Source organism: Varunaivibrio sulfuroxidans (assembly GCF_029318635.1).
Lineage (GTDB): Bacteria > Pseudomonadota > Alphaproteobacteria > Rhodospirillales > Magnetovibrionaceae > Varunaivibrio > Varunaivibrio sulfuroxidans.
Map to the genome: position 1 here is coordinate 1,461,424 of NZ_CP119676.1, position 26,328 is coordinate 1,487,751.

The 26,328-nt window shown below is 61.3% G+C and carries 28 protein-coding genes; 19 read left to right on the plus strand and 9 right to left on the minus strand.

The genetic code is table 11. The features are described 5' to 3' along the window. Positions 1–15 precede the first annotated feature (15 nt). Positions 16–915, minus strand: a complete 900-nt coding sequence (nifH, locus tag P3M64_RS06880) for a nitrogenase iron protein (protein ID WP_207893183.1) — start codon at positions 913–915, stop codon at positions 16–18. Between the two features lie 208 nt (positions 916–1,123). Here nifH and P3M64_RS06885 point away from each other — a divergent pair, with 208 nt between their 5' ends. From P3M64_RS06885 to P3M64_RS06895, 3 genes are all read left to right on the plus strand, one after another. Then, positions 1,124–2,014 carry an NAD(+)--dinitrogen-reductase ADP-D-ribosyltransferase gene (locus tag P3M64_RS06885; RefSeq protein WP_132939444.1) on the plus strand — a complete coding sequence of 297 codons (891 nt, stop codon included), beginning with the start codon at positions 1,124–1,126 and terminating at the stop codon, positions 2,012–2,014. Between the two features lie 185 nt (positions 2,015–2,199). Beyond that, positions 2,200–3,099 carry an SIR2 family protein gene (locus P3M64_RS06890; protein ID WP_132939443.1) on the plus strand — a complete coding sequence of 300 codons (900 nt, stop codon included), beginning with the start codon at positions 2,200–2,202 and terminating at the stop codon, positions 3,097–3,099. A gap of 1 nt (position 3,100) precedes the next feature. Then, positions 3,101–3,577, plus strand: coding sequence for a bacteriohemerythrin (locus P3M64_RS06895; protein ID WP_165886348.1), 477 nt, complete (start codon positions 3,101–3,103; stop codon positions 3,575–3,577). Here the strand turns inward: P3M64_RS06895 and draG are convergent. The 7 genes from draG to nifL all read right to left on the minus strand — a co-directional run bounded on the left by draG (position 3,489) and on the right by nifL (position 10,719). Beyond that, positions 3,489–4,406 (minus strand): ADP-ribosyl-[dinitrogen reductase] hydrolase, encoded by a 918-nt coding sequence (gene draG, locus P3M64_RS06900; protein WP_132939441.1) that lies wholly within the window; start codon positions 4,404–4,406, stop codon positions 3,489–3,491. The genes P3M64_RS06895 and draG overlap by 89 nt on opposite strands. Further along, the gene (locus P3M64_RS06905; RefSeq protein ID WP_132939440.1) at positions 4,403–4,975 is read right to left on the minus strand and encodes a nitrogen fixation protein NifQ; all 573 of its coding nucleotides are present in this window, start codon (positions 4,973–4,975) and stop codon (positions 4,403–4,405) included. The genes draG and P3M64_RS06905 overlap by 4 nt, the downstream gene beginning before the upstream one ends. 66 nt (positions 4,976–5,041) lie before the next feature. Beyond that, the gene (locus P3M64_RS06910) at positions 5,042–5,326 is read right to left on the minus strand and encodes a 2Fe-2S iron-sulfur cluster-binding protein (RefSeq protein ID WP_132939439.1); all 285 of its coding nucleotides are present in this window, start codon (positions 5,324–5,326) and stop codon (positions 5,042–5,044) included. Positions 5,327–5,502: 176 nt separating this feature from the next. Continuing rightward, positions 5,503–5,784 carry a 4Fe-4S binding protein gene (locus P3M64_RS06915; RefSeq protein WP_132939438.1) on the minus strand — a complete coding sequence of 94 codons (282 nt, stop codon included), beginning with the start codon at positions 5,782–5,784 and terminating at the stop codon, positions 5,503–5,505. 10 nt (positions 5,785–5,794) lie between these two features. Then, a complete protein-coding gene (nifB, locus tag P3M64_RS06920) occupies positions 5,795–7,288 on the minus strand; it encodes a nitrogenase cofactor biosynthesis protein NifB (protein ID WP_132939437.1) in 1,494 nt (497 codons plus the stop codon). 201 nt (positions 7,289–7,489) lie between these two features. Further along, positions 7,490–9,055, minus strand: a complete 1,566-nt coding sequence (gene nifA, locus P3M64_RS06925) for a nif-specific transcriptional activator NifA (RefSeq protein ID WP_207893174.1) — start codon at positions 9,053–9,055, stop codon at positions 7,490–7,492. Continuing rightward, entirely contained in the window at positions 9,052–10,719 is a 1,668-nt protein-coding gene (gene nifL, locus P3M64_RS06930; RefSeq protein WP_165886347.1) for a nitrogen fixation negative regulator NifL, read from the minus strand. The genes nifA and nifL overlap by 4 nt, the downstream gene beginning before the upstream one ends. Positions 10,720–11,076: 357 nt before the next feature. Here nifL and rsxA point away from each other — a divergent pair, with 357 nt between their 5' ends. From rsxA to P3M64_RS07000, 14 genes are all read left to right on the plus strand, one after another. Then, the gene (rsxA, locus tag P3M64_RS06935) at positions 11,077–11,655 is read left to right on the plus strand and encodes an electron transport complex subunit RsxA (RefSeq protein WP_132939434.1); all 579 of its coding nucleotides are present in this window, start codon (positions 11,077–11,079) and stop codon (positions 11,653–11,655) included. Between the two features lie 20 nt (positions 11,656–11,675). Next, on the plus strand, positions 11,676–12,209 hold the full coding sequence (locus tag P3M64_RS06940; RefSeq protein WP_132939433.1) for an RnfABCDGE type electron transport complex subunit B: 534 nt from the start codon (positions 11,676–11,678) through the stop codon (positions 12,207–12,209). A gap of 25 nt (positions 12,210–12,234) precedes the next feature. Beyond that, positions 12,235–13,755: an electron transport complex subunit RsxC gene (rsxC, locus tag P3M64_RS06945; RefSeq protein WP_132939432.1), complete on the plus strand. Its 1,521-nt coding sequence runs from the start codon at positions 12,235–12,237 to the stop codon at positions 13,753–13,755. Further along, positions 13,752–14,831: an RnfABCDGE type electron transport complex subunit D gene (locus tag P3M64_RS06950; RefSeq protein WP_132939431.1), complete on the plus strand. Its 1,080-nt coding sequence runs from the start codon at positions 13,752–13,754 to the stop codon at positions 14,829–14,831. Before rsxC ends, P3M64_RS06950 begins: the two co-directional genes overlap by 4 nt. Next, positions 14,828–15,490 carry an electron transport complex subunit RsxG gene (rsxG, locus tag P3M64_RS06955; protein WP_132939430.1) on the plus strand — a complete coding sequence of 221 codons (663 nt, stop codon included), beginning with the start codon at positions 14,828–14,830 and terminating at the stop codon, positions 15,488–15,490. The genes P3M64_RS06950 and rsxG overlap by 4 nt, the downstream gene beginning before the upstream one ends. Before the next feature lie 4 nt (positions 15,491–15,494). Next, positions 15,495–16,199, plus strand: coding sequence for an electron transport complex subunit E (locus P3M64_RS06960; protein WP_132939429.1), 705 nt, complete (start codon positions 15,495–15,497; stop codon positions 16,197–16,199). Between the two features lie 37 nt (positions 16,200–16,236). After that, positions 16,237–16,524 (plus strand): RnfH family protein, encoded by a 288-nt coding sequence (locus tag P3M64_RS06965; RefSeq protein ID WP_132939499.1) that lies wholly within the window; start codon positions 16,237–16,239, stop codon positions 16,522–16,524. Between the two features lie 462 nt (positions 16,525–16,986). Continuing rightward, positions 16,987–18,042, plus strand: coding sequence for a phosphate ABC transporter substrate-binding protein PstS (pstS, locus tag P3M64_RS06970; protein WP_243644791.1), 1,056 nt, complete (start codon positions 16,987–16,989; stop codon positions 18,040–18,042). Between the two features lie 237 nt (positions 18,043–18,279). Then, on the plus strand, positions 18,280–19,266 hold the full coding sequence (gene pstC, locus P3M64_RS06975; RefSeq protein WP_132939428.1) for a phosphate ABC transporter permease subunit PstC: 987 nt from the start codon (positions 18,280–18,282) through the stop codon (positions 19,264–19,266). A 5-nt stretch (positions 19,267–19,271) separates the two neighbouring features. Continuing rightward, positions 19,272–20,120 (plus strand): phosphate ABC transporter permease PstA, encoded by an 849-nt coding sequence (pstA, locus tag P3M64_RS06980; protein ID WP_132939427.1) that lies wholly within the window; start codon positions 19,272–19,274, stop codon positions 20,118–20,120. Positions 20,121–20,195: 75 nt separating this feature from the next. After that, positions 20,196–20,960, plus strand: coding sequence for a phosphate ABC transporter ATP-binding protein PstB (gene pstB, locus P3M64_RS06985; protein ID WP_243644790.1), 765 nt, complete (start codon positions 20,196–20,198; stop codon positions 20,958–20,960). 90 nt (positions 20,961–21,050) lie between these two features. Then, positions 21,051–21,704: a glutathione S-transferase family protein gene (locus tag P3M64_RS06990; RefSeq protein ID WP_132939426.1), complete on the plus strand. Its 654-nt coding sequence runs from the start codon at positions 21,051–21,053 to the stop codon at positions 21,702–21,704. Between the two features lie 63 nt (positions 21,705–21,767). Continuing rightward, positions 21,768–22,823 carry a tRNA epoxyqueuosine(34) reductase QueG gene (queG, locus tag P3M64_RS06995; protein ID WP_243644789.1) on the plus strand — a complete coding sequence of 352 codons (1,056 nt, stop codon included), beginning with the start codon at positions 21,768–21,770 and terminating at the stop codon, positions 22,821–22,823. A 62-nt stretch (positions 22,824–22,885) separates the two neighbouring features. Further along, entirely contained in the window at positions 22,886–23,749 is an 864-nt protein-coding gene (locus tag P3M64_RS07000) for a formylglycine-generating enzyme family protein (RefSeq protein ID WP_132939425.1), read from the plus strand. 72 nt (positions 23,750–23,821) lie between these two features. On the opposite strand, the gene phaR is transcribed toward P3M64_RS07000, so the two are convergent. Continuing rightward, the gene (phaR, locus tag P3M64_RS07005) at positions 23,822–24,442 is read right to left on the minus strand and encodes a polyhydroxyalkanoate synthesis repressor PhaR (protein WP_132939424.1); all 621 of its coding nucleotides are present in this window, start codon (positions 24,440–24,442) and stop codon (positions 23,822–23,824) included. Between the two features lie 287 nt (positions 24,443–24,729). Here phaR and P3M64_RS07010 point away from each other — a divergent pair, with 287 nt between their 5' ends. Both P3M64_RS07010 and P3M64_RS07015 read left to right on the plus strand, forming a co-directional pair. Continuing rightward, positions 24,730–25,143: a hypothetical protein gene (locus tag P3M64_RS07010; protein WP_165886346.1), complete on the plus strand. Its 414-nt coding sequence runs from the start codon at positions 24,730–24,732 to the stop codon at positions 25,141–25,143. A 16-nt stretch (positions 25,144–25,159) separates the two neighbouring features. Next, the gene (locus P3M64_RS07015) at positions 25,160–26,185 is read left to right on the plus strand and encodes an alpha/beta fold hydrolase (RefSeq protein WP_165886345.1); all 1,026 of its coding nucleotides are present in this window, start codon (positions 25,160–25,162) and stop codon (positions 26,183–26,185) included. The last annotated feature ends 143 nt before the right edge of the window (positions 26,186–26,328 follow it).

The following is a 26,328-nucleotide window of genomic DNA, read 5'->3' on the forward strand; positions in this document are numbered from 1 at the left end:
GCCCCGGAAATACGCTTAGGCCGTCGCCGCCACCTCGGGGGCGACCTCGGCCGCAACCTGACCGATAATGGTCTCGTCCTCTTCGTCCATCAGGCCAAATTCCATCAACAGGTCTTCGAGATCGTCCATGGAAATCGGGGTCGGAATGACGAAATTGGTGTTTTCCGCGATCTTTTTCGCCAAGGCCCGGTATTCGTCGGCCTGTTTGGCTTTCGGATCGTATTCGATGACCGTCATGCGGCGAATTTCGGCATGCTGCACGACATTGTCACGGGGCACGAAGTGGATCATCGTGGTGCCCAATTTAGCGGCCAGGGCGTCGATCAGTTCGTCCTCGCGGTCGGTGTTGCGCGAATTGCAGATCAGGCCCGCCAGACGGACGCTGCCCGAATTGGCGTATTTGACGATACCCTTGGAAATGTTGTTGGCGGCGTACATCGCCATCATCTCGCCGGAACAGACGATGTAAATTTCCTGCGCCTTGTTTTCGCGGATCGGCATCGCGAAGCCGCCGCAAACCACGTCGCCGAGCACATCGTAGAAGACGAAATCGAGGTCTTCTTCGTAGGCCCCCTCTTCCTCAAGGAAGTTGATGGCGGTGATCACGCCGCGGCCGGCGCAGCCGACGCCCGGCTCCGGTCCACCGGATTCGACGCACATGATTTCCTTGTAGCCGGGCTTGAGCACGTCATCGAGTTCGAGATCCTCGACGCTGCCCGCATCGGCGGCCATCTGCATGATCGTGTCCTGAGCCTTGGCGTGCAGGATCAAACGGGTCGAGTCGGCCTTCGGGTCGCAACCGACAATCATCACTTTCTTGCCGGCCTCGGCCAGGGCGGCGACAAGGTTCTGGGTCGTGGTCGATTTACCAATCCCCCCCTTGCCGTAAATGGCGCATTGACGAAGAGCCATAATTACTTCCTCCTTGAAGTTACATTGCATGTATCGTGTTGGCGCCCGACAGGCGGACGAAACGGATCTCCTCCCAGTTCCGCAAGGGCTATGCCAATTCCAAAAAAACACCCCAACACCTTGTTTTCTTGGAAAAGTTATTTAAAGATGGCCGCGTGATGGTGGTCAGCCTCGCGACAAAAACCATAATTTTTGTATGGATACCGACACGATGACGAAGGACGCCGGCACGGCACGGCCCCCGACACGGGAAGGGGATGAAAGCGGGGCGCCCCGTTTCGCCCATACCGCCCTCAACCGCTGCAACGTCCCGCCCCACATCATCGCCGCCCAGGCTTTTCAGAAGCATCCCCTGGCGATCGAAATCGACGGGGTACGGACGTTCCATGGCGATCTTTTCCGCCGCCTGGATCGCCTGACGACGCCGGACGCGCGGGCCCGAGCCTTCGCCGATTACATGACCGTGGCGTTCCGCCTGCACCGTCCCCAGGACGTCGGCGGCGGCGATGCGCGAAAGCGGGGACGCGAGGGGGCGACCTATTTGAACATTCTGCGCGGCTGGGGGTTCGACCCCGACGGGCGCGAGGGGGCGGTCCTCAAACGCTGGGCGGAATCGCGCTTCGGCCTTTGCACCCTGTATCACGACGGTCCCTTGAGCAAAGGCCCGGATAAGGCGGGCGGCGACGACGAGGCGTCGCCCTATCAAAGCGCCACCAGCCGGGGGCTATACAACACCAACGCGTTGGAGGCCCAACTCGACCTAGTGTACGCCTTTTGCCAGGACGAACTGGCGCGCCGCCCCGGGACGGGGGCGCATATCGACCTTTATCGCGGCGTCAACAGGATCGACGACTACGCCATCCTGGATAGGCCCATTAACCCCGGGACAGGCCCGCGCCGGGCGGTCATGGTCCTGAACAACGTCAATTCGTTCACCCGCGCGCGCGCGCGGGCCGGCGAGTTCGGCGACGTCATCTTGAAGGTTCGCGTTCCGCTGGTGAAAATCTTCTTCTTTCCCGGTCTGCTGCCCGGTCGCCTGGACGGCGAGGGCGAGCACATCGTCATCGGCGGCGTCTACGCGGTCGAATATTCCACATTTTAGGGACCGCTCTTAAAGGGCCGCGCCCCCCTTCGCTTTAACCCGACACCCGCTTTGGCGCAAAACCGACAAAAAGGCGGCGCCCCAACACCGTTTTTCCGCCGTTTCTCACGATGGTTCGGTTCTTGCTACAGTCCCCGTGAACATCCTCGGGTCAATCCCGACCCCTCGTTTTAAATGGAGGCCTCATGTCCGACATCCCCGACCTGTCCTTCCTCGTTCGCGGAATCCGGGAAAACACCATCGTTCCCTACCTCGGCCCCGGGGCTTTGGCCGACGCCCGGGACAAGACGACCGGCGAGGCGATCCCCGCCGACAGCGAGGCGTTGATCCTGGCGATGAACGACGGCAAGCCGATGCACCCGAAATTGATGTACGAATTTCCCCGCGCCGCCATGGACCGCGAACTGAAACGCGGCAGGAACGCCGTTAACCGTTTCCTGAGCGAACTTTACGACCGCGACAGTTGGTCCCGCGCGCCCCTGCACGATTGGCTGGCCACGGTCCGCCCCAAGTACGTCATCGATATCAACCGCGACACCCAACTGCAGGCCAGCTACGCCGACGTTCCCCACACCTTGATCCGGGGCACGGCGCGCATCGGCGGGACCCACAACCGCTTCGTCATCCACGCCTACGATGGGACGTCCTACCACGAGGTCGAAGATCAAAGTGTCAACCCGGATCTACCGGTCCTGTTCAAACCAATGGGCAGTCCCGCACCCGACCCCACCTTCATCGCATCGGATGCGGATTATGTCGATTATATCACCGAGCTGATGGGCGGCTTCGCCATTCCCCCGTTCCTCAAGAAAAAACGCCAGGGCAAACAGTATCTTTTGATCGGCCTGCGCCTAACCCGGGACACCGAACGGATGGTGTTGTCCGACATCGTCTACGGCGCGGGTGCGCCTGTCGGATGGGCCTTGATCGCGGACGCCACCGCCAAGGAAAAGCGCTTTTGCGCCCGCCTCGGGATCGAAATCATCGACGCCGCCGCCGCCGCCTTGCTGACCGCCGCATCCAATGTCACTGCCCCCGCCCCATCGCCCACCGTCGTTTCCAGCACGCATTTTCGAGGGTTGTGAAATGGCCGACATCGAATGGAATGACGAAACCCATGCCCTCGGCATAGCGCCGATCGACGCCGATCATCGCGCCGTCATCGCCGCGCTGAACGACGCCCGCAACGCTTCCACCAACGCCTTCGCCGAGGCTTTTCGAACACTGGCCGCCGTCACTTGCGCACATTTTCAAAACGAGGAAGCGCTGATGACGAAATGCGGGCTTGACGACAACGAGCACCGTGGCGAACACCGGCGCGTCCTCGGGGAGATGGAGATGCTGCTGGCGCGCGCCGAAAAGGGACGCGCCCGGATCGCCCGCGCTTTTGTCGCCGAGCGCATGGGCGCGTGGCTCGATATCCACATTCAAACCCTGGACAGCGCCCTCGCCGCGCATCTTGCCCGGACCGGCTTTACGACCGAGGATACCCCGGCGACAGCGCCACCAGACGGCGCGCCTGATCGGCGCACGCCCGGCGCACCGCCGGGTCCAGGCGCTTGAGCCAGCGTTTCGGAATATCCCCCGCACCATAAACCGCCCCCGCCACCGTGCCGGCGATGGCCCCGGTGGTGTCGGCGTCCCCACCGCGGTTGACGACGTCGGCGAGGGCGCTTTCGAAGCTATCGGTGCGCAGCAGCGCCTGAAATACCGCCTGAAGCGTTTCCGGCAAATAACCGCTGGGATTTTCACGGCGCTTACCCCTGAAGGCGAAAGACGAAAAGCGGGCCGCCAGATCGTGAGCGATGGGGGCGATATCGCCCACCCCGCCCGGATCGCCCCCACTGGCGAGACCGGCATGGATCATACGCACGACGGCCAATGTCCCTTCGTCGGAAAGAACGCAGTTGTGGGTCAGGTGGGCGCTGGCGAAGACGGCGACGGCGACGGCCTCGGGCGCACCGCCAAAGGTCGCCAGGGCGAGTGGCGCGATACGCATGCACGCCCCGTTCCCGGCGTCATGCTCGTTCACCGGCACGGCAATCTCGCCGGTGGTGCGAAAACGGACAATTCCCCGGCGCACGGTATGGCCGATGTCCTTCGGTTTCCCGCGCATCCAGTCGCTGAATTCTTGGGCGGCGTGGGCGGGATCAAAATTTCCGCCGCGGGCGATCAGACTACGGCCCAGGGCGAGCGCCATTTCGGTATCGTCGGTGACCTCACCGGGCTTCAATCGGAGCCAGCCGCCGCCCTTGATATCGTGCAACCAGCCGTGTTCGGCGCGAATTTCCCGGGGCGTCATGAATTCCACCGTGGCCCCCAGGGCGTCGCCCACGGCGAGACCGAGAAACGCGCCCGAAGCCCGTTCGATAAGACGCGCGCGCGCCGTCATTGCTCGGGGCCGAAACAAACGGGGTAATCCACGCACACGTCGCACGACGGCGCACGACAAATGTAAACCCCTTCCATTTGGCAAAGCTGTTTGTAGAGGAACTTTTTCCACTTCATGTCGTGCACGTTACGCCGGGCGAGGGCCGGAAAGGCGCCGTACATCAACCGCGTCAACTCCCCCCGCGACCACAGCCCCAAGTCCTGCCATAAATGATTTTGTCCCATGCAAGCGTTACAAACGATCCGCGCCAGCCACCGCCCGCTGCGGTCTTTCGGCCCGCGGTTGTTGACGAGCAACCGATAAAGATCGTCCCATTCGGGCATTCGTCCATCGGGGTAGGGCGCGCCGCGCCTGATCCCGCCTTGAACCGGTAGGCGGCGAAAATAATACCGCGTCAGGGCGGCAAAGTCGCCCGCCGGCAAGCCCATCCAGCCGCTTAACACGCCCTCTTTGGCGCGCGCCGAAAGCAGCATCGAGACAATCAACTCCACATTCTCCCGGCCATGGACGCCATGGCGCGCCAGAAACCGCCGCCGCGATTGGTTGAAGCGAATTTTAGGAGACTTCATGATTTACGATCCCTTCGCCCCTCCCTTCGCCCTTCGCCCTTCGCCCCCGCCCTTCGCCCCCAGACATCAGGCGGGCTTGACCGTCACGTCGCCCAAAACCTGCGCCTGACAGGCCAACCGATAGGGTGGTCCGACCATATTTTCGCGCAGAATTTTCTGTTCCAAGACGGAAGGCTCCGACAAATTCTCCGCCCCTTCCAGCACCTTCATCAGACACGACCCACAGTCCCCTTCCCGGCAACTATAAACGATCCCCGCGCCGACTTTTTCGGAAATTTCGATCACCCGCGATCCCGCGGGCACGGTCACGGTCAGACCGATGTCGCTAAAGGTGATCCTCGCCTTGGCCATGTTTCCCCCTTATGCACTATGCGCGCCCATCTTCTCGTGGTGTGTCCTAGTGGTTTGAATTTAACATTTGAGTCCGATGCAATTGGAGACAAATGTGTGAAGAAACCAAACTGCAACAAAAAGATAGATAGTGGTCGGCCCGATGGTTCGCGAGAGCGAAACGTCGGCCCGATCCACTAGCGTGCGGCGATTTCCTCGCGCGCGGCCTGCAATTTTTCCGGCGGAATTCCGGTCAACGAACCGGGTGGGTTGATCGGCGCGCCCGCCGCGTCGAGGATCGCGCCTTCGACGGGACAAATACTGGCGCACTGCGGATCGGCGTGGGCGCCGTCGCATTCGGTGCACGCGGTCGCGCCGATGGAAAACAGCCCCTCCGGCGAAACCAGGATCGCCGTGCTTGGACAGACCGGCGCACAGGCCCAACAATTGATACACTCGGATGTAATCGAAAGAGACATGGCTTCCCCTTTATCCCGCCTGCGAAATCATGGCGTCGGTCGACTCCAGGCGTCCGCTTTTGATCATTTCGCCGTACACGGCGCGCACCGCGTCCTCGATCGGCTCCATGGCGTATTCGCCGTAGGGCTGAATGCCCGCCGCCTCCAATTGGGCCCACGGGTCGATCCCGACCTTGGCGGAAATCACGCCTTCGCAGTCCGATAGGGTATCCAAGATGACGTCCAACGCGGTTTCCCCGTCGCCGCATTCCATCGCCCCCGTGCAATAGGCCGGCACCTTGCGCGCGCCCATGAAGCGCACCTCCGCCGGGGACGCCTCATAAATCAGAAACTCCCGGGCGTGTCCGAAGTGTTCGTTGACCAGACCGCTTCCCTTGCTGGCCACCGCCAGCAGGGCCGGGCGACAACCTTGCGGCAAAATCGCCTCCGGAGCCGTCTCTTGGGCCGTCTCTTGGGCCGTCTTGCGTTCGGCGCGCATCGCCTCGATGCCGTCGTGAACCTGCTTGCGCTTGACCATCGCCGCCTCGAAATCGATCTCCATGTGTTCGATCTTGTCCATGGTGAATTCCTGACCGCGGTCCTCGCCCAGCAGCCCGACCGCGTCGGCCCGACACTGGCGGCAATGGCGCATCATGTTCATGTCGCCCGAACAGTCGTCCTGCAACGCCTGCAGGTCCGACGCGGTCGGGCTGCGTTGGCCCATGACGCCGTAAAAGGTGCCGTGTTCGGCCTCGGCGATCAACGGCATGACGTTGTGCAGGAACGCGCCCTTTTGCTTGACGATCTTGCTCACTTCTTTCAGGTGAGCATCGTTGACGCCGGGGATCATCACCGAGTTGACTTTCACCAAGATGCCCCGCTCAACCAACATCTCCAGGCCTTTCTGTTGCTGACGAATGAGGATTTTCGCCCCCTTCGCGCCGCGGATACGCCGGTTGTTCCAGAAAATCCAGGGATAGATCTCGGCCCCCACCTCGGGATCGACGCAGTTGATGGTGATGGTGACGTGATCGACGTTGAGCGCCGCAATCCTATCGACGTTATCGGGCAGATTGAGACCGTTTGTGGACAGACACAGCTTGATGTCCGGGGCCTTGGCCGCGATCTCCTCGAAGGTTTCGAAAGTGCGTTCGGGGTTGGCCAGGGGATCGCCCGGACCGGCGACGCCGAGGACGGTCATCTGGGGAATTTGACTGGCCACCGCCAACACCTTCTTCGCCGCCTGGGTCGGGCTGAGCAATTCGGAGACCACGCCGGGCCGACTTTCGTTGGCGCAGTCGTACTTGCGATTGCAGTAATGACATTGAATGTTGCACGCCGGGGCGACGGCGACATGCATGCGGGCGTAATGGTGGTGGGCTTCCTCCGAATAGCACGGATGATTGTGCACCTTCTCGCGGATGGCCTCGGGTAGGTGCGTCATTTGATCCGTCGTCGTGCCGCAGGCGCTTTTCGAACAGCCCCCTGCCGGGGTTTGTTCCCGATTGAGGATGGGTAGCTCCATTTGCGCGCCTCCGTCCGCTAAAAATTCGCGACACCCTTTGTCGCCATGATCTGTTGACAGATACCAACGCAAGCGCCGTGCCAGCACAAAACTTTATTTATTATCAATGTATTATTGTGATTTTCATCATGACGTATCGCGACATCCCCACGACTTTGTCACGAATCCGACAGGGCGGAAGAGGAAAGGGAATGTGGGGGATTAGATCTGGCGCACCTTGATGTCCAGGGTTTGGATCCGATAAGCGATTTGGCGAGGCGTCATGTCGAGCAGGCGCGCCGCCTTGGCCTGGACCCAGCCGGCCTCCTCCAGGGCGGCGATCACCCGTTCGCGTTCGTCCACGTCGGGGTCGGTGAAATCGACCTTCGGTGGCGTGAACGCGGCGCGCGGCGCGGGGCCGCCCGCCGCCGTCGGGGCGAAAGGTTTTTCCGGCAGCCCCGATATCGAAATGACATCGCGGTCGATCATTCCGTCCTTCGACATGATTGCGGCGCGCTCCAGTGTGTTTTCCAGTTCGCGCACATTGCCCGGCCAGTGGTGACGCAAAAGCAAACGCACCGCGCTGTCCGTGATTTCCAGCGGACGCCCCTGTTGACGGGATATCTTCCCGACCAAGAACGCCGCCAGATCGGGAATATCCTCGGCGCGTTCGCGCAGCGCCGGCAAGGGGATCGGCATGACGTTGAGCCGATAGTACAGGTCCTCGCGGAAGTCCCCGGCCATCACCGCCTCTTCCAAGTCCTTGTTGGTGGCGGTGATCACACGCACATCGACTTTCAGCGTTTTCGCGCCGCCCACCCTTTCGAATTCACCTTCCTGCAAGACGCGCAACAACTTGGCCTGAAACGCCGGTGAAATTTCGCCGATCTCATCAAGAAAAATGGTCCCGCCGTCGGCCAGCTCGAAACGCCCCTTGCGTAGGGTGTTGGCCCCGGTATAAGCCCCCTTTTCATGGCCGAACAATTCCGATTCGAGGAGATTGTCGGGCAAGGCGGCGCAGTTGAGCTTGATGAACGGCCCGTTGGTGCGGGGCGAATTGTAATGGATGGCGTTGGCGATCAGTTCCTTACCGGTGCCCGATTCGCCGCGAATGAGCACCGTGGTGTTCCACGCCGAGACCATGCGCACCTGTTCAAATACCGCGCGCATGATCTCGGTATGGCCGACGATGCTGTCGAAACCGTGCTGATGCTTGACGGCGCGGCGCAATTTATCGCGCTCTTCCTTGAGCACGCGCTGTTCGCCCTGAACCTGAAGCGCCAGACGCACGGTCTGGGCGATCAAGTTGCACAGCATTTCCAAAAACCGCGCCTGCTCGGCCAGGGTGTCGAGGCGGTTGCCCGGTTGAGCGGCGAAAACCCCGATGGGGCGGCCCTCGCCGACAAAAATTGGCACGCCGATAAACGGCAAATTAGGATCGTAAACGCCCAGCTTTCCCAAAAATCGAGGTTCCTCGGAGATCCGCGGCACCACCACGGTTTCCGCATTTTCCAAGATCGCCCCGACAATGCCCTCACCGGGGCGGTAGCTGATTTCACGCGCCAGTTTGGCGCCGCTACCATGGACCGCGCGCAACAGCAGGTTCCCGGTATCCTCATCGACCAGCGTGATCATGGCGTTGGCCAGCCCGCCCTCCTCGTGGAGCAATTTGAGAACCTCGACCAGCGTTTCGCGATAATTCAGAGATCGGCTGAGGATATGACTAACCCGATACAAAATATCGAGTTCTTCCTCAATCACGCTGCAATGATTGGCGTAGGAACTCACGGCTCCGCCCTCTCGTTTTCGAAAGATGTCCGTTCAAAAGACGCCCGGGCCGGCGAAAAGACGGTGCGCACCAGCGCGCCGCCGTCGTCATCCACCGCCTCGATGCTGCCGCCTTGATCGCTGACCACTTGGCGAGCCAGCGCGAGGCCGATTCCAGAACGTCGCCGCGTTCGCACCCAGCCCGAATAAAACGCCTCGAACGCCTTAATGCGCTGCCCCTCGGCGAAGCCCGGTCCGCTGTCCTTGATCTCCAGCGCCACCGACCCATCCGACAACGCCCGAGTCACGATGCGCACCTCGCGGCCGGAGCCGCCCGGCTCTTTCACGGCAAGGACGGCATTGTCGAGCAGATGCCTGACCAACAATCTGAGACCGTTGGGCCGCCCCGGCACATTGGGCAGAACGCGGGCCGGACGCCAATCGACGGAGATCCCCTCCTTGATGATGGTTTCGATCGATACGTCGAGCACATCGCGAATGATCTCGTTGAGGTTGACCGGCATTTCCGGCTCGTCCTCGATATCCGGCATCGCCGCCTTCAGGCGCGCCAGCGCGTCGCGCCCGGCCCCCAGAACATCGCCCAAGGTCGCCAACACGCCGGCGTCGGCGCCGCCCTGCCGCTCCAACATATTGGCCGCCGCCGCCATGACGTTGAGCGGACCTTGAAACTGATATATCGCGCCGGACAAAATCTCACGGACGCTTTCCGCGGTCTGACGTTCGGCCATCAACGCCCGCACCGCGCCGGTGCGCACCTGCTCGTACTGGCGGCGCTGGGCGGTAATATCGCTTAACACCAGCAACAATCCGGTGTCGGCGGAGGCGAGGAAGTACGACTCCGCCTTTTCATCCAACGCGCCGACCCACGAGGCGGAACACGAAAACCATCGTGGCTCGCACCCTTCGGGGGCGATATGCACCTCGACCCCACCGACATCGCCGCCCTTGATCAGATCGCCCAACGCGTTCAAGATCAGCGGCGCGGGGGCGACGTCGCCGCAGTCGCGCTGCAGATTGCGGTAGGCGGCATTGGCGAAGGCGACTTCGAACGCGCCGTCGAGCAGGACGACGACGACCGGCGCATGGGCCAGCGCCGATTCGATCAACGCCCCCTGGTTACGCACCTTGCGCGACAGACTATGCATCTCGCTGACATCGCGGTGCATGCCTAAATAATGGCTAATCGCGCCGTCCTCGCGCCTAACCGGAACCACGGTGAGTTCCGCCAAGTAACGCCCGCCGTCCTTGCGCTTGTTGACTAGGCGCCCCGTCCAGGTTCGCCCCTCGGTGATCGTGGACCACAAGTCCCGGTACACCGTTTGCGGGGTCGCTTTATAGGACAGGATCGATTCGTTTTTACCCATCACATCGGCCAGGGCATAGCCGCTGACGTTCACGAACGCCGGATTGACGTACAGGATATTGGCGTGGGCGTCGGTAACGGAAATCGCCGTCGGCACGTTTTCAACGACGCGGCGAAAAACCTCAAGGGGGACGTCTCCGCCGATATCGCGGTTAATATCCCCCAACAACGCCAAAACCGCGGCGGGCGTCCCTTCCGGCGGCGCATCCAACAGGCGCGACAACTGCACCGTCGCGCTGCCCGGCGTCGTTCCCCCCGGCTGCGCCCTGCTCTGCGCTTCGGCGCCTTTCCCGTCAGCCACAACATCACCTCTTCGAACGGACCCGATCATCGGGGCGTCGCACATGCTCCGGGTTGATTCGCCCCATGAAAACAATGCAAGGGTCATGCCGAAAGCCGCCAAGAGTTCCCCGCCATCTCCCGCCACGCGATGGACGCCTTCTTTTCGTTGTGAGATTCACGACAGCCTTTCACGCCCCCTATGTCCCGTGTCGGCTTTACGACATGGAACCTTGTGGTGAAAAATTGGGCAATTCCGCGCAATCGCGCACCGCGGGCGACGTTGGTACGGTTGATGCATCCATGCAAGGTGATCCGTGCATCTCCCCACGCCTCATCCCGGGAAGAGCGAGCGGATGAAGTTAAGGAGTATTCCGCGATGGCCGACTATATTTTACTGCTCATCGGCGCAACCCTCGTCAACAATGTGGTCCTGGTGCGTTTTTTGGGATTATGCCCGTTCATGGGCGTGTCCAACAAGGTCGATGCCGCCATCGGCATGGGACTGGCGACGACGTTCGTTCTCACGCTGGCCGCCGTCGCAGGATGGGCGATCGAGCATTTTATCCTGGTTCCGCTGGGGGTCGGTTATCTGCGCATCATGTCCTTTATCCTGGTCATCGCCGCAGTGGTGCAGTTCACCGAAATGGTCATCCGCAAAATATCGCCGGCGCTGTACCAAGTGTTGGGCATTTTCCTGCCCCTGATCACCACCAACTGCGCGGTCCTCGGGGTCGCCCTGATCAACGTGCAGCAAAAAAATAGCTTCATCGAAAGCCTGCTGTTCGGTTTCGGATCCTCCTTGGGATTCACCCTGGTGATGGCCGTCTTTGCCGGCATGCGCGAACGGATGGCCCTGGCCGATATTCCCGAGGCCTTTTCCGGGGCTCCGATCAGCTTCATCACCGCGGGGTTGCTCTCGCTTGCGTTCATGGGCTTTTCCGGTTTGGCGTCGTAAATCACTTAGAGGAGGAAAGGATGCTCAACGCCGTATTCAGTTTGACCGCAATGGGACTGACCTTGGGTTTTCTTCTTGGGTTGGCGGCGAAGTATTTGCGCGTCGAAGGCAACCCCCTGGGCGAGGAAATCGAAAAAATGATGCCCGGCTCGCAATGCGGCCAGTGCGGTTTTCCCGGTTGCTCTCCCGCCGCCCAGGCCCTGGCCGAGGGTAAGGTCGATGTGACGTTGTGCCCCCCCGGCGGACGCACCCTGGCGGCCCAATTGGCGGAGAAATTAGGCGTCGTTCTGGACCTGTCGTCAGTCGAGGATCAGGTTCCGCAAATCGCTTTCGTCAACGAGGATTTATGCATCGGATGCACCAAATGTTTCAAGAAATGCCCGACCGACGCCCTAATGGGGGCCTCGCGGCAAATTCACATCGTCATCCAAGAGGCCTGCACCGGTTGCGGCAAGTGCGTCGATATTTGCCCTACCGAATGCCTGCGCCTGCGCCCCGTTCCCCAGACCATGCAGACCTGGTATTGGCCCAAACCCCTTGAGAGGGCGGCATGACCGACACACACGAGGATAGCACATTATGGGCATAGTCTGGACACGGGGACGGTGGTTCCGTATTCGCGGCGGCGTCCACCCCGAAGACCATAAAAACCTCAGCGCCGAAAAGCCGATCGCGACGTTGCCCATGCCCGATCGGCTCTACATCCCCCTGCAACAGCATATCGGCGCCCCCGCCGAAGCCGTCGTAAAAATCGGCGACCGCGTTAAGAAAGGTCAACTTCTCGGTCGCGCCCAGGGTCGGGTGTCGGCCCCCGTGCACGCCCCGACGTCGGGCGAAATCGTCGCCATCGGACGCCACCCGGCGCCCCACCCATCGGGCCTGCCGATCCGCACGATCACTCTTGCCGCCGACGGTCGGGACGAATGGGGCTCCTTGCCCCCGCCCCTCGATCCCCGCCGCGCCAACCCCGAGGACATCGCCCGGCGGGTCGGCGATTGCGGCATCGTCGGCATGGGTGGAGCGACCTTCCCCAGCGCGGTAAAGTTGAACCTCCGCGAACGCTACGCCCTTAAAACCTTGGTCATCAACGGGGCCGAATGCGAGCCGTACTTGACCTGCGACGACCGCCTGATGCGCGAACATGGGGCCGAGGTGCTGGATGGCGTTGACGCCATGCGCCGCGCTCTGGGGGCCGCCGACGCCATCGTCGCGATCGAGAACAACAAGCCCCAAGCGATCGACGCCATGAGTTTGGCGGCAAGGGCATTTTCCCATATCCGCATCGTCGCCGTGCCGGCGCGTTATCCGATGGGATCGGAAAAACATCTGGTGCACGCCCTGACCGGACGCGAGACTCCGGCGCGCGGCCTGACCGCCGATATCGGCGTCGTCGTGCATAATGCGGCGACGGCGTTCGCCGTCCACGAAGCGGTGCGCCATGGCCGCCCCCTGATCCGCCGCGTCGTCACCATCAGCGGCGAAGCGATCAAGACGCCGGCCAACCTGTGGGCGCCCATCGGAACCCGAATCGCCGAGTTGATCGCCTTCACGGGTGGGCTGACCCAAGATGCGCCGCGCCTGCTGCTGGGCGGCCCGATGATGGGCGCGCCCCTGGCCGACACCGCCACACCCATCGTCAAGGCCAGCGGCGGCGTTCTCGCCCTGGACCAAGGCACGAAGGCGAGCCCCGAGACACGCGCGTGCATCCGCTGCGCACGCTGCGTCGATGCCTGCCCATCGGGATTAATGCCCCTCGAAATGGTCCTGCGTATCCGCAAAGAAGACTTGCAGAGCGCGGTCGCCTACGGACTTCTCGATTGCGTCGGCTGCGGGGCATGCGCCTACACTTGTCCCTCTAAAATTCCCCTCGTGCAATATTTTAACTACGCCAAGGGACGGATGGCCGTCGAACAGCGCGAAGCGCACAGAAACACCGAAATAAAGCGCCTGGTCGAGGCCCGCGCCGAGCGGATGGAGCGCCTCGCCAGAGCCAAGAAGGAAGCCCTCGCCAAACGCATGGCGGCGCGTAAAAAGACGCAAAACACCGCCGCCCGGGGGGCGTCCGATGCGCCCGCCGAACCCCGGAAGGTCGGCGCATGAGCACGGCGTTTCTCAAAAGCGGCCCCTTCCTGCACGGCAAGGCCAGCACATCGACGTCGATGGCCCTGGTTTTGATCGCCCTGATCCCGACGACGGGGTACGGCATTTTCCTGTTCGGCCGGCCCGCGCTCTTGCTGTGCGCGGTGACCATGGTCTCGGCGCTAATTTTCGAGGCGCTTTGCGTCGCGGCGATGCGCCGCCCCGTCCTGCCCTGCCTGATGGATGGGTCGGCCCTGTTGACCGGTGTGTTATTGGTGTTGTCGTTGCCGCCGTGGGCGCCGTGGTGGATCGGGGTGCTGGGCTCGGCGCTGGCGATCGTCGTCGCCAAACAGATCTTCGGCGGCCTCGGCCAAAACGTCTTCAACCCGGCGATGATGGCCCGGGTGGCGTTGCTGATTTCGTTCCCCCTCGACATGACGACTTTCGTCAAACCCTTGGGCCTGACCGATCCCGGCGCGCCCGGATGGCTCGACAGCCTGCGCATTACCTTCATGCCCCAGCCGGCGTTTTTCGACGCCGTCAGCAGCGCCTCGGTGCTGGGCCACATTCGCACCGAAACCGGACGCGGCGTTTCCGTCGCCGATGCGCTGTCGTCGCTGCCCGACCTGAACGCCATGTTCTTCGGTCACACCGCGGGCAGCCTGGGTGAAACGTCGGCGGCGCTGATCCTTTTGGGTGGCCTGTTCTTGTTGGCGACCCGCGTCATCCGCTGGCACATCCCGCTCGCCATGATCGCCACCATCGCCGCCTTCGCGGCGACTTTTCACGCCATCGACCCCAAGGTCTATTCCTCCGCCACCGTCCACGTGCTGTCCGGAGCGACGATGATGGGGGCGTTTTTCATCGCCACCGATCCCGTCACCTCACCGTCGAGCACCCGAGGGCGCATCGTCTTCGCCATCGGCTGCGGCGCGTTGACCTACATCATTCGCACCTGGGGCGGCTTCCCCGAAGGGATCGCCTTCGCGGTCCTGTTGATGAATGCGCTGACGCCGCTGATCGACCGTTATCTGCGCCCACGCATCCATGGGCGCACCCGCAAGGGCGCGGCGATCACCGTGGAGAAGCGCGCATGAACGCGGACAACGATAAAAAACAGCCTCGAAAAAAAGGATTTTACATCCACGCCCTTTTGCTGGGCGGCTTCGCCCTGGTCGCCTCGGGCCTTCTGGCCGCGGCCGACCGGTTCAGCGCCCCGGCCATCGCCCAACGCCAGACCGAGGATCTGCAACGTTCCTTGGGTCAGGTTTTGCCTCCGAGGGGGCACGACAACGACCCCGCCGAGGACACGATCATGCTGCCCGGCCCGGACGGCAAGCCCCTGACCGTCTATCAGGCCAAGAGAGACGGTCGGGTGGTCGCCGTCGCCTTTCGCATTTCCGGCGAGGGCTACGGTGGCCCGATCAAGCTGGTGATGGGCATCGATAAGAGCGGTCGGATTCTCGGAGTGCGCGTGCTCGCCCACAACGAGACGCCGGGCCTGGGCGACAACATCGAGACCAGCAAAAGTTCTTGGATATTGGGCTTTTCCGGACTGTCGTTCGTCAAACTCCCCAAAGAAAAATGGAAAGTCAAAAAGGACGGCGGCGCCTTCGATCAATTCAGCGGCGCCACCATCACGCCGCGCGCCGTGGTGTTGACGGTCAAGAACGCCCTCGCCTTTTTCAACGCTCACAAGGCGGCGATGCTTGCCCCCGCCGCGCCGACGTCCCCGCCCGAAAAAGGAAAAGGATAACCCCATGAGCGCCGTAAGCTCCGTTCCTTCCCCGTGGAAAATCACCGCCGACGGATTGTGGCGCAACAATATCGTCTTCTCGCAAAAACTGTCGCTATGCCCCTTGATGGCCGTCACCGCAGGGGCGACCAACGGCTTGGGCATGGGTCTGGCGACCACCGCCGTGTTGGTGGTCTCCAACGCCCTGATCGCCGCCCTGAGACCCCTGATCACCGATGAAATCCGCATCCCCGTGTTCGTCCTCGTGATCGCCGCCCTCGTTTCGGCGGTCGATATGGCGATGAACGCCTGGGTTCATACGCTGTATCAGGTCTTGGGGTTGTTCATTCCCCTGATCGTCACCAACTGCGCCATTTTTGGACGCGCCGAGGCGTTCGCCTTCCGCCAGCCGGTGTGGGCGGCGGCCTTGGATGGCCTGATGATGGGATTGGGCATGACCCTGGCTCTGGTCGCCGTCGGGTTCGTACGCGAAATCCTGGGCAAGGGCACCTTGTTCGCCAACGCCGCCACTTTCCTAGGACAACCGTTCTCCTTCCTGCAAGTGACGGTTATCCCCCATTATTCCGGCTTCCTTCTTTTCGTCCTGCCGCCCGGCGGATTTCTCGCACTCGGTTTTCTCCTCGCCTTAAAACGCGCCCTTGAGGGCCGCCGCCGTCAATCCGATCAAGCCGGATGCGCGCCCGGCGCGCACGCGCACGGTACGGCCTAAACCGGCGCACAACATCATCCACGGAGGTTCCCTCGCCATGCATGTCGGCGTTTCCTACGGTCAATCCTTCCGCCAAGTCTGGATCAAACTCGACGTGCCCGACGGCAGCACGGTCGGCGAGGCGATCGTCCGCTCGGGCATTCTCCAAAAATTCCCCGAGATCGACCTCAACACGCAAAAAGTCGGTATCTTCGGCAAAATCACCAAACTCGACGCCCTCCTGGAGGAGGGCGCGCGCGTCGAAATTTACCGCCCCATCACCGCCGATCCCGAGGAGGTCGAACGCAGGGATCGCGATAAGGCGACCGGAGAAATATCCAAATAATCGCGCCGTGAGGCGAGACGCCATGATTCGGGGCCGAAAGCTTCGGCGATTTCACCCCACAAATTGATTAAAAATTAGCCATTTAATAAAATTGCTTGATTTTTAATCAATTTGTGGGGTAACCCGTGGCCGCCCCACGCGGATTCTGCGCGGCCAAAAACCACAAAAAGGCGCGTCGCCCCCGCGCGAAGAAACGTCCCGAAGAGATACACAGCCTTGAGACGCGGAAAAAATGAAGACAATCTTAATTCATAAAAAATATTTAAAATCAAAAGAGTAGATCGATATTGCTTCTTTTTTCCCGATACCTTTGACGGCAAAAACAGACAAATCCTTCGAATTGCAATAAAACTGTCACCAACAAGCGCGATAGATACGGGGACCTTGTCACCTTGGGTGCAGGGGGTTTGGTTTGGGGGGGGCTCCCCCGCCATGTCTTAGGGATGAGAAAGGAAACCTCTCGTGAACTTGTTGAATTCGAATTTCGTGCGCGCCGCCGCCGTCGTCGTGGGCGTCGCGGCTAGCGCCACCATCGCACACGCCGGCCAGATTTCGGGCGCCGGCGCCACCTTCCCCTATCCGATCTACGCCAAGTGGGCTCAGGCCTACCAAGCAAAAACCGGAATGGGCCTGAACTATCAGTCGATCGGTTCCGGCGGTGGCATCAAACAGATCCAGGCCAAGACCGTGACCTTCGGCGCTTCGGACAAGCCCTTGAAGTCCGATGTGCTGGATAAATACGGTCTTGCTCAGTTCCCGATGATCATGGGCGGCATCGTGCCGATCGTGAACGTCGAAGGCATCAAGCCGGGTGAATTGGTGATCGACGGCGAGACCCTCGCCAACATTTTCCTGGGCAAAATTTCGAAATGGAACGATCCCGAAATCGCCGCAATCAACCCCGGCGTTAACTTGCCGTCCAAGTCAATCGCGGTCGTTCACCGCTCCGACGGTTCGGGCACCACGTTTAACTTCACCAACTACCTGAATAAGGTCAGCAGCAGCTGGAAGAGCACCGTCGGTTCCGACACTTCCGTTCAATGGCCCGTCGGCATCGGCGCCAAGGGCAACGAAGGCGTCGCCAACATGGTCAAGCAGACCGGCGACTCGATCGGTTACGTCGAGTATGCCTACGCCAAGCAGAACGCGCTGTCCTACACCAAGATGAAAAACAAAGAAGGCCACGTCGTCGCCCCGACCAGCGACGCCTTTCAGGCCGCCGCCGCCAACGCCGACTGGGCGCATGCCCCCGGTTACCGTCTGATCCTGACCGACCAGCCCGGCGCCGGAAGCTGGCCGATCACCGCGGCGAGCTTCATTTTGATGTACAAAAAGCCGGTTGACGACAAGGCCTCCTCGGAAGCCCTGAAGTTTTTCGAATGGGCCTACCACAACGGCGGCGACGCCGCGGCGTCTCTGGATTACATCCCGATGCCCATGAGCGTCGTCAAAATGGTCGAAGATACCTGGCAGAAAGACATCAAGGACAGCCACGGCAAAGCGCTCGCGTTTCGCTAAGGCGTAGGTCTTGTCCGGCGGGGCTTATGGTGTCTTTCCGCCGGACCATGCACGAGGGACTGAGTGCGGGCGCGGATACGTCCGCACTCAGTCTTTTTGCAAAGGGCCGCTCCCTCCGAGGGGCTTTTTGCAAAAAGATTTTAAGACCCCGCCGAATTGGCGGAAAACAGACCTTGCGTCAAGAGAGGGAATCCTCATGATAACACGCGAGATAACACGCAAAATAGGATCGAACGCATGAGCGGCGCCGAAGAAAACACCTTCCCCACGGGACCTGCGACACCCGACGACGGAACGGCAGGTCCCAGATCATGGATCGGCAAGGCTTTTTCCAGCGTCTCCTTGAGTGCGGCGATCATCGTCATGCTTTCGCTGGGCGGCGTAATGTACACCCTATCCATCGGGGCCGCGCCGGCGTTAAAAGAATTCGGCCTCGGCTTTTTGACCGCCGAGGTCTGGAACCCCGTCACCAGCCAATTCGGCGCAGCGGCGCCGATCGCCGGCACCTTAGAGACGGCGCTGATCGCGATGCTGATCGGGGTGCCTATCAGCGTTGGGATCGCCATTTTCCTGACCGAACTGTGCCCCGAAAAATTGCGCCACGGGTTCGCCATCACAATTGAACTTCTAGCCGGCATCCCCAGTATCATTTACGGCATCTGGGGGCTTTTCGTGCTTGCCCCCTACATGCAAAGGCATATCCAACCGTTTTTGATCGACCGGTTCGGGGACATCCCCATCATCGGCAACCTTTTTCAAGGACCGCCCTACGGGATTGGCATCCTGACCGCGGGATTAATCCTGGGCGTCATGGTGCTGCCGTTCATCACCACAGTCACCCGAGACGTTTTCCTGACGGTGCCGTCCTTACAACGAGAATCGGCCTACGCCCTGGGAGCGACCACGACCGAGGTCATCTGGAACGTCGTCATCCCCTATTCCAAGGTCGGCATGCTGGGGGCGATCATGCTGGGACTGGGCCGGGCGCTGGGCGAAACCATGGCGGTCACCTTCGTGATCGGCAACGCCCATCGCATCAGCGCCTCGATCCTCGCTCCCGGGACCACGATCTCGGCCTCGATCGCCAACGAATTCACCGAAGCGACGACGCCCATCTACACCTCGTCGCTGTTCGCCCTGGGCCTTATTCTTTTCGTCATCACGTTTATCGTTCTCTCCGTGGCGCAATACATGCTGCACCGGATCAAGAAGGCCGAGGGATAGATCTCGTGGATATTTACGCCAAACGAAAACTGATCAACAGATTGTCTCTCGCGTTCGCCACTGTGGCGACGGCGTTTGGCCTATTTTGGCTCGCCATCATCATGTGGACACTGCTCAGCAAGGGAATCACCAGCCTGAATCTTATTCTTTTCACCGAAACGACCCCCCCACCGGGAGCAAGTGGAGGGCTGTCAAACGCCATTTTCGGCAGCGTCTTCATGAACGCCTTGGCGATCATGATCGCCGCCCCCCTGGGCATTTTAGCGGGGACGTATCTGGCCGAATACGCCCGCGATTCGAAACTGGGAGCCGTCGCGCGTTTTGTCAACGACATCCTACTCAGCGCGCCGTCGATCATCATCGGCATGTTCGTATACGAATTGATGGTCGTCCCGATGGGCCATTTCTCCGCCTGGGCGGGAACGGTCGCCCTGGCCATTATCGCCATACCGGTGATCGTGCGCACGACACAGGACAGCCTGTTGTTGGTGCCCGACCGCCTGCGCGAAGCGGCCAGCGCCCTGGGCGCGCCCCGTTGGCGGGTCATTACCAGCATTTCCTATCGCGCCGCGAAGGGCGGTATTCTCACTGGCGTCCTGCTCGCCCTCGCGCGGGTCAGCGGGGAGACCGCGCCGTTATTGTTCACGGCGCTGAACAACCAATTTTGGAGCACCGACCTGAACGCGCCGATGGCCAATTTGCCGGTCGTTATTTTCCAATACGCGCTCAGTCCTTACGTCGATTGGCAAAAATTGGCCTGGTCCGGCGCCCTGTTGATCACGGCCGCCGTTCTTTTCATCAATATTACGGCTCGACTTTTGGCTTCGCGCGATCGCTCCACGAAAAGGATTTGACCGATGGTTATGATGAACGACAGTTCGCTTGCCGAGCCACGCCGAACGAACGCTTCCCTCGAACAAGGACCGGGTATGAGCGACCAAACCGAAAAATTGACAATTAAAAATCTGCGTTTTTATTACGATGGCTACGAAGCCCTAAAGGGCGTTTCCCTGCCCCTGCACGACAACCGCGTCACCGCTTTCATCGGGCCGTCGGGATGTGGAAAATCGACCCTTCTTCGCGTACTTAACAAAATTTATACGCTCTATCCCAACCAGCGGGCCACCGGAGAAGTCCTTCTCGACGGCAAGGATATCCTATCCAACGCCGTCAAGATCGACCAGTTGCGCGCCCAAGTCGGGATGGTTTTCCAGCAACCGACCCCCTTTCCGATGACCATTTTCGAGAACATCGCCTTTGGCATCCGCCTCCACGAGAAACTTCCGGCGGCCGATATCCGCGACCGAGTCGAAGAAGCCCTGCGCCGCGCCGCGCTGTGGGACGAGGTCAAAGACAAGCTGAAACGTAGCGGCCTCAGCCTATCCGGCGGCCAGCAACAACGCCTGTGCATCGCCCGCGCCATCGCCATTCGCCCAACCGTGTTGCTGTTGGACGAACCGGCCTCCGCGCTCGATCCGATTTCCACCTCACACATCGAGGAGTTAATTTCCGACCTCGCCCGCGATTTCTGCATCGCCGTGGTGACCCACAACCTGCAACAGGCGGCGCGCACCTCCGATTACACCGCGTTCATGTACCTTGGGGAACTGATCGAATTCGATTCGACGGAAAAAATATTCGCCAATCCCTCAGTGCAAAAAACCGCCGAGTACGTCACCGGGCGCTTTGGCTGAGTCTCAGGGAAAATCCTAAAAAATTCCAAGCGACCGGTTACCGTTACGACACGCGCCTTTTCACGCCCAATTCAAGAAGGGGGCCTCGTCATGACCGTACCGACCCTCGTGATCGGCAATAAAAATTATTCTAGTTGGTCGTTGCGCCCCTGGTTGGCGATGTCGGTCGCCAATATTCCTTTCACCGAAAAGCTGATCCCCCTGTTCGACGCCCGGTGGGACGACGCCATCGCCGCCCTTTCGCCGAACAAAAAGGTCCCACTGTTGATCGACGGCGACCTACGAATATGGGAATCCCTGGCCATTTTGGAGTACCTTGCGGAAAAATTCCCCGCCGCCCGTCTGTGGCCGGAAAACCCCGCCGCCCGCGCCACCGCGCGGGCGGTCTCGTCCGAGATGCATGCCGGGTTCGCCGCGCTCAGGGCCCATATGCCGATGAACATCCGGAAAACCGCGCCCGACAAGGGCCGCGGGCCGGGCGTTGACGACGACATCGCCCGGGTGTGTGCGATCTGGCGCGATTGCCGCGCCGCGTTCGGTGCGGACGGGCCGTTTTTGTTCGGCGCCTTTTCCAACGCCGACGCCATGTTCGCCCCCATCGTCAGCCGTTTTACGACCTACGGCGTCGCCCTGGACGATACTTGCCGGGCCTACGCCGACACGATCCTCACCTTGGACGCCATGACCGTCTGGTCCGACGCCGCCCGCACGGAACCCTGGGTCATCGACGCAGACGAGGTATAAGTCGCAAAAGCGCATTTCCGTTTGTCTTGCACCTTCGTCATGGCGGCCTGTAGGATCGCCGCCATGACTGCTTTATCACCCGCCGACAAGGAACACCTCCGCCAAGAAGCCCACGCCATCGGCTTCGATGCGGTCGGGTTCGCCGCCGCCGGCGACGACGGCGCGCCCGCCCGCGCCCTGGCGAGCTATGTGGCGCAGGGGCTGCACGGCGACATGGCGTGGATGGCCGATACCCAGGAGCGGCGCAAGTCGCCGACGGCGCTGTGGCCCGAGGTACAAAGCGTGATCGCACTCGGCGTCAACTACAGCCCCGGACGCGACCCCCTGGCGGTTCACAGCCACAAGGATCGTGGCGCAATTAGCGTTTATGCCCAGGGCCGCGATTACCACGATGTCGTCAAAAAGAGACTGAAACGGCTGGCGCGTTGGATCGTCGCGGCGCACCCCTCGGCGCTCAAGGTCTTCGTCGATACCGCGCCGGTCATGGAAAAACCGATCGCTCAGCGCGCGGGCATCGGGTGGCGCGGGCGGCACACCAATATCGTCTCACGCGAATTCGGCTCGTGGCTGTTCCTGGGTGAAATTTTCACCACCCTGACAATCCCCCCCGACGCCCCGCATACCGACCATTGCGGGCAGTGCCGGTTATGCATTGACGCCTGCCCGACCCAGGCGCTCAACGTTGAAGGAAAAATCGATCCCCGGCGCTGCGTGTCGTACCTGACCATCGAAACCAAGACATCGGTCCCCGAAGCGCTGCGCGGGGATCTGGGCAACCGAATCTACGGCTGCGACGACTGTCTCGCCGTGTGCCCGTGGAATAAATTCGCCAAACCGGCGCGCGAAGACGCCTTTCATCCCCGCGTCGAATTGACCGCCCCTCGCCTGGCCGACCTTATTCAACTCGACGACGCCCAATTTCGCGCCCTGTTCGCCGGGTCCCCGGTCAAGCGCAGCAAACGCGGGCGGTTCGTGCGCAACGTATTGTACGCCATCGCCAATGGCGATGGCCGGAGCCACGATCTACTGGCGCGGGTCCGCGCCCTATGCGCCGATCCCGACCCCCAGGTCGGCGAAGCCGCCCGTTGGGCGCTGGCTCACATCGAAAAATTTCCTTGATCGCGTCTCGCAGGGGACGAGATTTTCTAGCCCAAGCCGTCATGCTGCGCTAAATTCAAGGCATGGCGTTCATCATTAAATATACGCGCGCCTTGTGCATCGTCGCGCTTGGTTTTGTCCTCGCCGCCGGGGGGACGCGGGCGGGCGCGGAGACATCGCGCGCGCCCGACGCCCCGCCCCCCATTCTGGCGGCGGCGACGCCGAAACCGTTTCAGGCCTTCAAGGATTGTTCCCAATGCCCAACCATGATCGCCCTGCCGCCCGGTGCGTTCACCATGGGAACCAACGGACGTTACCGGGCCGAACGCCCTGCTCACCCGGTATCGATCGCCTATCCCTACGCGATCGGTAAGTACGAGGTCACCTTCGACGAATGGGCCGTCTGCGTCGCGGACGGCGGATGCGACAAAATACCCGACGATCACGGTTGGGGCCGCGGGCGCAGGCCGGTGATCAACGTGACTTGGCAGGACGCCCGCGATTACGCCTTGTGGCTCAGCGTGAAAACCCACCAAAGTTATCGATTGCCCAGCGAGGCCGAATGGGAGTACGCCGCCAGAGCCGGAACGACGAGCGCCTATTCATGGGGTAACGACATCGGCGTCGGGCGCGCCAATTGCCGCAACTGCGCGGCGAAAATATCCCACAAGACCCGACCCGTCGGCAGCTATAAACCCAATCCCTGGGGTCTCTATGATGTTCACGGAAATGTCTGGGAATGGACCCAGGATTGCTGGAATCCCAATTACAAAGGCGCCCCCCGAGACGGCTCGCCGTGGCTGAAGGGAGCCTGTCAAAACCGGGTCATGCGCAGTGGGTCGTGGTACTATTTCAGCAAGAACCTCACCTCGGCATGGCGCTTCAAGAATGACGCCCGGGTCAACAGCTACGGTATCGGGTTTCGTGTCGTGCGCGATATTTTTTAGGGCGACGCTTTCAAGCTCAAACCCCGTGAACCTGCCGTACTCGGCGAACGGAGCAAGGGCGGCGGTCGCGTATTATTTCTTGCCCGCCAACGCATCCAGTTGTTTTTGCATTTCGGTAAGTTTGGCGCGCATCTCCGCGACATCGCTTTTGCTTTGCTCGCCGCCCACCGGCGAAGATGTCCTGGCCGGTTTATCCCCCTTGCCGCCCCCCTCCGGTTTCGCGCCGCGCTCCAGGTCGGGGGCGAACATCTTCATGGCATTTTCAAATAACGCCATGTTTTTACGGCCCATATCCTCGAACTGGGCGAAGGGATTCATACCGCCGAATGCGTCCCGCATGTAATGACGCATCTGTTCTTGATTATGGGCGAAAGACTGCATCGATTGTTCCAGGTAACTGGGCACCAACGACTGCAGACTGTCGCCGTAAAAGCTGATCAGGTGGCGCAGAAAGCCGAGCGGCAGAAGGCTTTGCCCCTTGGCCTCTTCCTCGACGATGATGTGCGTCAACACGGAACGGGTGATGTCTTCGCCCGTCTTGGCGTCGTACACGACAAAATCGGTACCGTCTTTGATCATCTGCGCCAGGTAATCCAGCGTCACGTAACTGCTGCTCTGGGTATTGTAAAGACGACGATTGGCGTATTTTTTAATCGTAATGGGCTCAGCGCCCGCACCACTGTTTTCAGCCATGATTTTTCCCGTCGTTTTTATCCGTTGCCAATATCGGAACAGGTCCGAACGCTCCTCCCTTATACGCCATCGCTCCAAAATGCTGCAACGCAATGTTGCACAAATAAGGGGAACGCCAACTCAAGCCGACGCTCCACCACCAAAACGAGGGCGGAGAGAAAAGCGGGTGAGGCGCGAAAGGTTTGCCGCGCTCCGAAGCGGGGGGTATACTGATCCACTCTGGCCTCCCGCCGTCCACCCGAAGAGATACGGCGCCGTCCGGAGAAATTGGGAATGGTGGGAAATTTATGAGCGACACCCTTGACTTGGATGCTCTGGCGCGTGAGTACATCGCCTTGTGGCAGGAACACTTACAAAGCGTCGCCAACGACCCCGAAACCCTGCACATGCTGACGCAGTCGCTCGACCTGATGAATTCCAGCGCACAGGCGTTCGCACATATGGCGGCGCAAGGCTCGGCGTTCGCCGCCAAGGACGCCGCGCAAAAACAGGGCTCAGACCATGCTCCCACCCCGTCTCCCGCACACCCCACCTCCCCTGGGACCGCGGCCTCTCCCCCTACACCTCGCCCTTCAGACGTGGATTGCGCTCAGTTCGCAAGCCGCATTGCCGCTCTTGAGGAGCGGGTCCATCGCTTGGAGTCCGAAGCTCGAAACACAAACGCAAAGCCTCGCACGAAAGCTTCGCGACGCCGACCCTGAGGCCTTCGCCCACGCCGTGACCGTCCAGGCCGGCAAGACCGTCGCCGAATTCATCGCAGGCGTGCGCGCCTATCGCGGGGCGGGGCGCACGCCACGCCGGGCGCGGGGGCGCGTGGTATGGCGCGAAGGCGCCACATGCCTGCGCGCCCTCGGCTATTCGTCCACCATAACCCCGGGCAAGGCCATTCTTCTGGTGCCTTCGCTGATCAACCGCGCCCATATCCTGGATCTGACGGACGAACGCAGCCTGTGTCGTTGGCTGACGGCCTCGGGATTTCATCCCTTCGTGCTCGACTGGGGCGCTCCCGGGGTGGACGAGCGCGCCTTTGGCGCCGATGCATATATTCTTCGCCGTCTGGAGCCCGCCCTCGCCCAAGTGGCCGCACTTGGCGGCGGATCGGCGCACATCGGCGGTTACTGCATGGGGGGACTGTTCGCCACCGCTTTGGCCGCGCGCAATCCCGGCACGTGCGCGAGCCTGTCGCTAATCGCGACACCATGGGATTTTCACGCCTACGACGCGGCGGCGATCGCCATGGTCAAAGCCGCCCGCCCCATTATCGAAATTCTCACCGAGAACGGCGCTCCCCTTGGGGTAGATAGCATTCAAACCTTGTTTTCGTTACTCGATCCGTTTTTGACGGTGGCGAAATTTCGCCGTTTCAACGCCATGCCCAAGGCCAGCGCACAGCGCGACACCTTTATTCAATTGGAAGATTGGCTGGGCGACGGCGTCCCCTTGAGCGCCCCGCTGGCGCGCCAGGCCCTATTCGATTGGTTCGGCGCCAACACCCCGGGCAAGGGGACATGGACCATCGGCGGGCGGGCGGTGCGCCCCGAACGCCTGACCCTGCCGGTCTTCGGCGCCATTTCGGGCAAGGACCACATTGTCCCCGCGCCCAGCGCCGGCGCGTTGATCGCCAAAATTCGGGGCGCTCACCGCCTCGACGTCGATGCCGGGCATATCGGCATGGTCGTCGGCGGGCGCGCCCGAAAGGTTTTTTACGAACCGTGGGCGCGCTGGTTGGGCGCGCTGGGTTAGGTTCGGAGCGGCGTTTACCCATCCAACATTTTTCTTGTCTGCGCTGGCTCCGCTCCGTTACTCTTTTACGAAACGGCGCGCGCCTTGGTTGAACGGAGAAAGACCCCTTGGCGTTTCAACCTTCCACACGCCCCGGGTTTCCG

Coding starts and splice junctions, on each gene's coding strand:
- P3M64_RS06885 (WP_132939444.1), top strand. CDS start 1,124: ATGACGAAGGACGCCGGCACGGCACGGCCCCCGACACGGGAAGGGGAT.
- P3M64_RS06890 (WP_132939443.1), top strand. CDS start 2,200: ATGTCCGACATCCCCGACCTGTCCTTCCTCGTTCGCGGAATCCGGGAA.
- P3M64_RS06895 (WP_165886348.1), top strand. CDS start 3,101: ATGGCCGACATCGAATGGAATGACGAAACCCATGCCCTCGGCATAGCG.
- draG (WP_132939441.1), bottom strand. CDS start 4,406: ATGACGGCGCGCGCGCGTCTTATCGAACGGGCTTCGGGCGCGTTTCTC.
- P3M64_RS06905 (WP_132939440.1), bottom strand. CDS start 4,975: ATGAAGTCTCCTAAAATTCGCTTCAACCAATCGCGGCGGCGGTTTCTG.
- P3M64_RS06910 (WP_132939439.1), bottom strand. CDS start 5,326: ATGGCCAAGGCGAGGATCACCTTTAGCGACATCGGTCTGACCGTGACC.
- P3M64_RS06915 (WP_132939438.1), bottom strand. CDS start 5,784: ATGTCTCTTTCGATTACATCCGAGTGTATCAATTGTTGGGCCTGTGCG.
- nifB (WP_132939437.1), bottom strand. CDS start 7,288: ATGGAGCTACCCATCCTCAATCGGGAACAAACCCCGGCAGGGGGCTGT.
- rsxA (WP_132939434.1), top strand. CDS start 11,077: ATGGCCGACTATATTTTACTGCTCATCGGCGCAACCCTCGTCAACAAT.
- P3M64_RS06940 (WP_132939433.1), top strand. CDS start 11,676: ATGCTCAACGCCGTATTCAGTTTGACCGCAATGGGACTGACCTTGGGT.
- rsxC (WP_132939432.1), top strand. CDS start 12,235: ATGGGCATAGTCTGGACACGGGGACGGTGGTTCCGTATTCGCGGCGGC.
- P3M64_RS06950 (WP_132939431.1), top strand. CDS start 13,752: ATGAGCACGGCGTTTCTCAAAAGCGGCCCCTTCCTGCACGGCAAGGCC.
- rsxG (WP_132939430.1), top strand. CDS start 14,828: ATGAACGCGGACAACGATAAAAAACAGCCTCGAAAAAAAGGATTTTAC.
- P3M64_RS06960 (WP_132939429.1), top strand. CDS start 15,495: ATGAGCGCCGTAAGCTCCGTTCCTTCCCCGTGGAAAATCACCGCCGAC.
- P3M64_RS06965 (WP_132939499.1), top strand. CDS start 16,237: ATGCATGTCGGCGTTTCCTACGGTCAATCCTTCCGCCAAGTCTGGATC.
- pstC (WP_132939428.1), top strand. CDS start 18,280: ATGAGCGGCGCCGAAGAAAACACCTTCCCCACGGGACCTGCGACACCC.
- pstB (WP_243644790.1), top strand. CDS start 20,196: ATGAGCGACCAAACCGAAAAATTGACAATTAAAAATCTGCGTTTTTAT.
- P3M64_RS06990 (WP_132939426.1), top strand. CDS start 21,051: ATGACCGTACCGACCCTCGTGATCGGCAATAAAAATTATTCTAGTTGG.
- queG (WP_243644789.1), top strand. CDS start 21,768: ATGACTGCTTTATCACCCGCCGACAAGGAACACCTCCGCCAAGAAGCC.
- P3M64_RS07000 (WP_132939425.1), top strand. CDS start 22,886: ATGGCGTTCATCATTAAATATACGCGCGCCTTGTGCATCGTCGCGCTT.
- phaR (WP_132939424.1), bottom strand. CDS start 24,442: ATGGCTGAAAACAGTGGTGCGGGCGCTGAGCCCATTACGATTAAAAAA.
- P3M64_RS07010 (WP_165886346.1), top strand. CDS start 24,730: ATGAGCGACACCCTTGACTTGGATGCTCTGGCGCGTGAGTACATCGCC.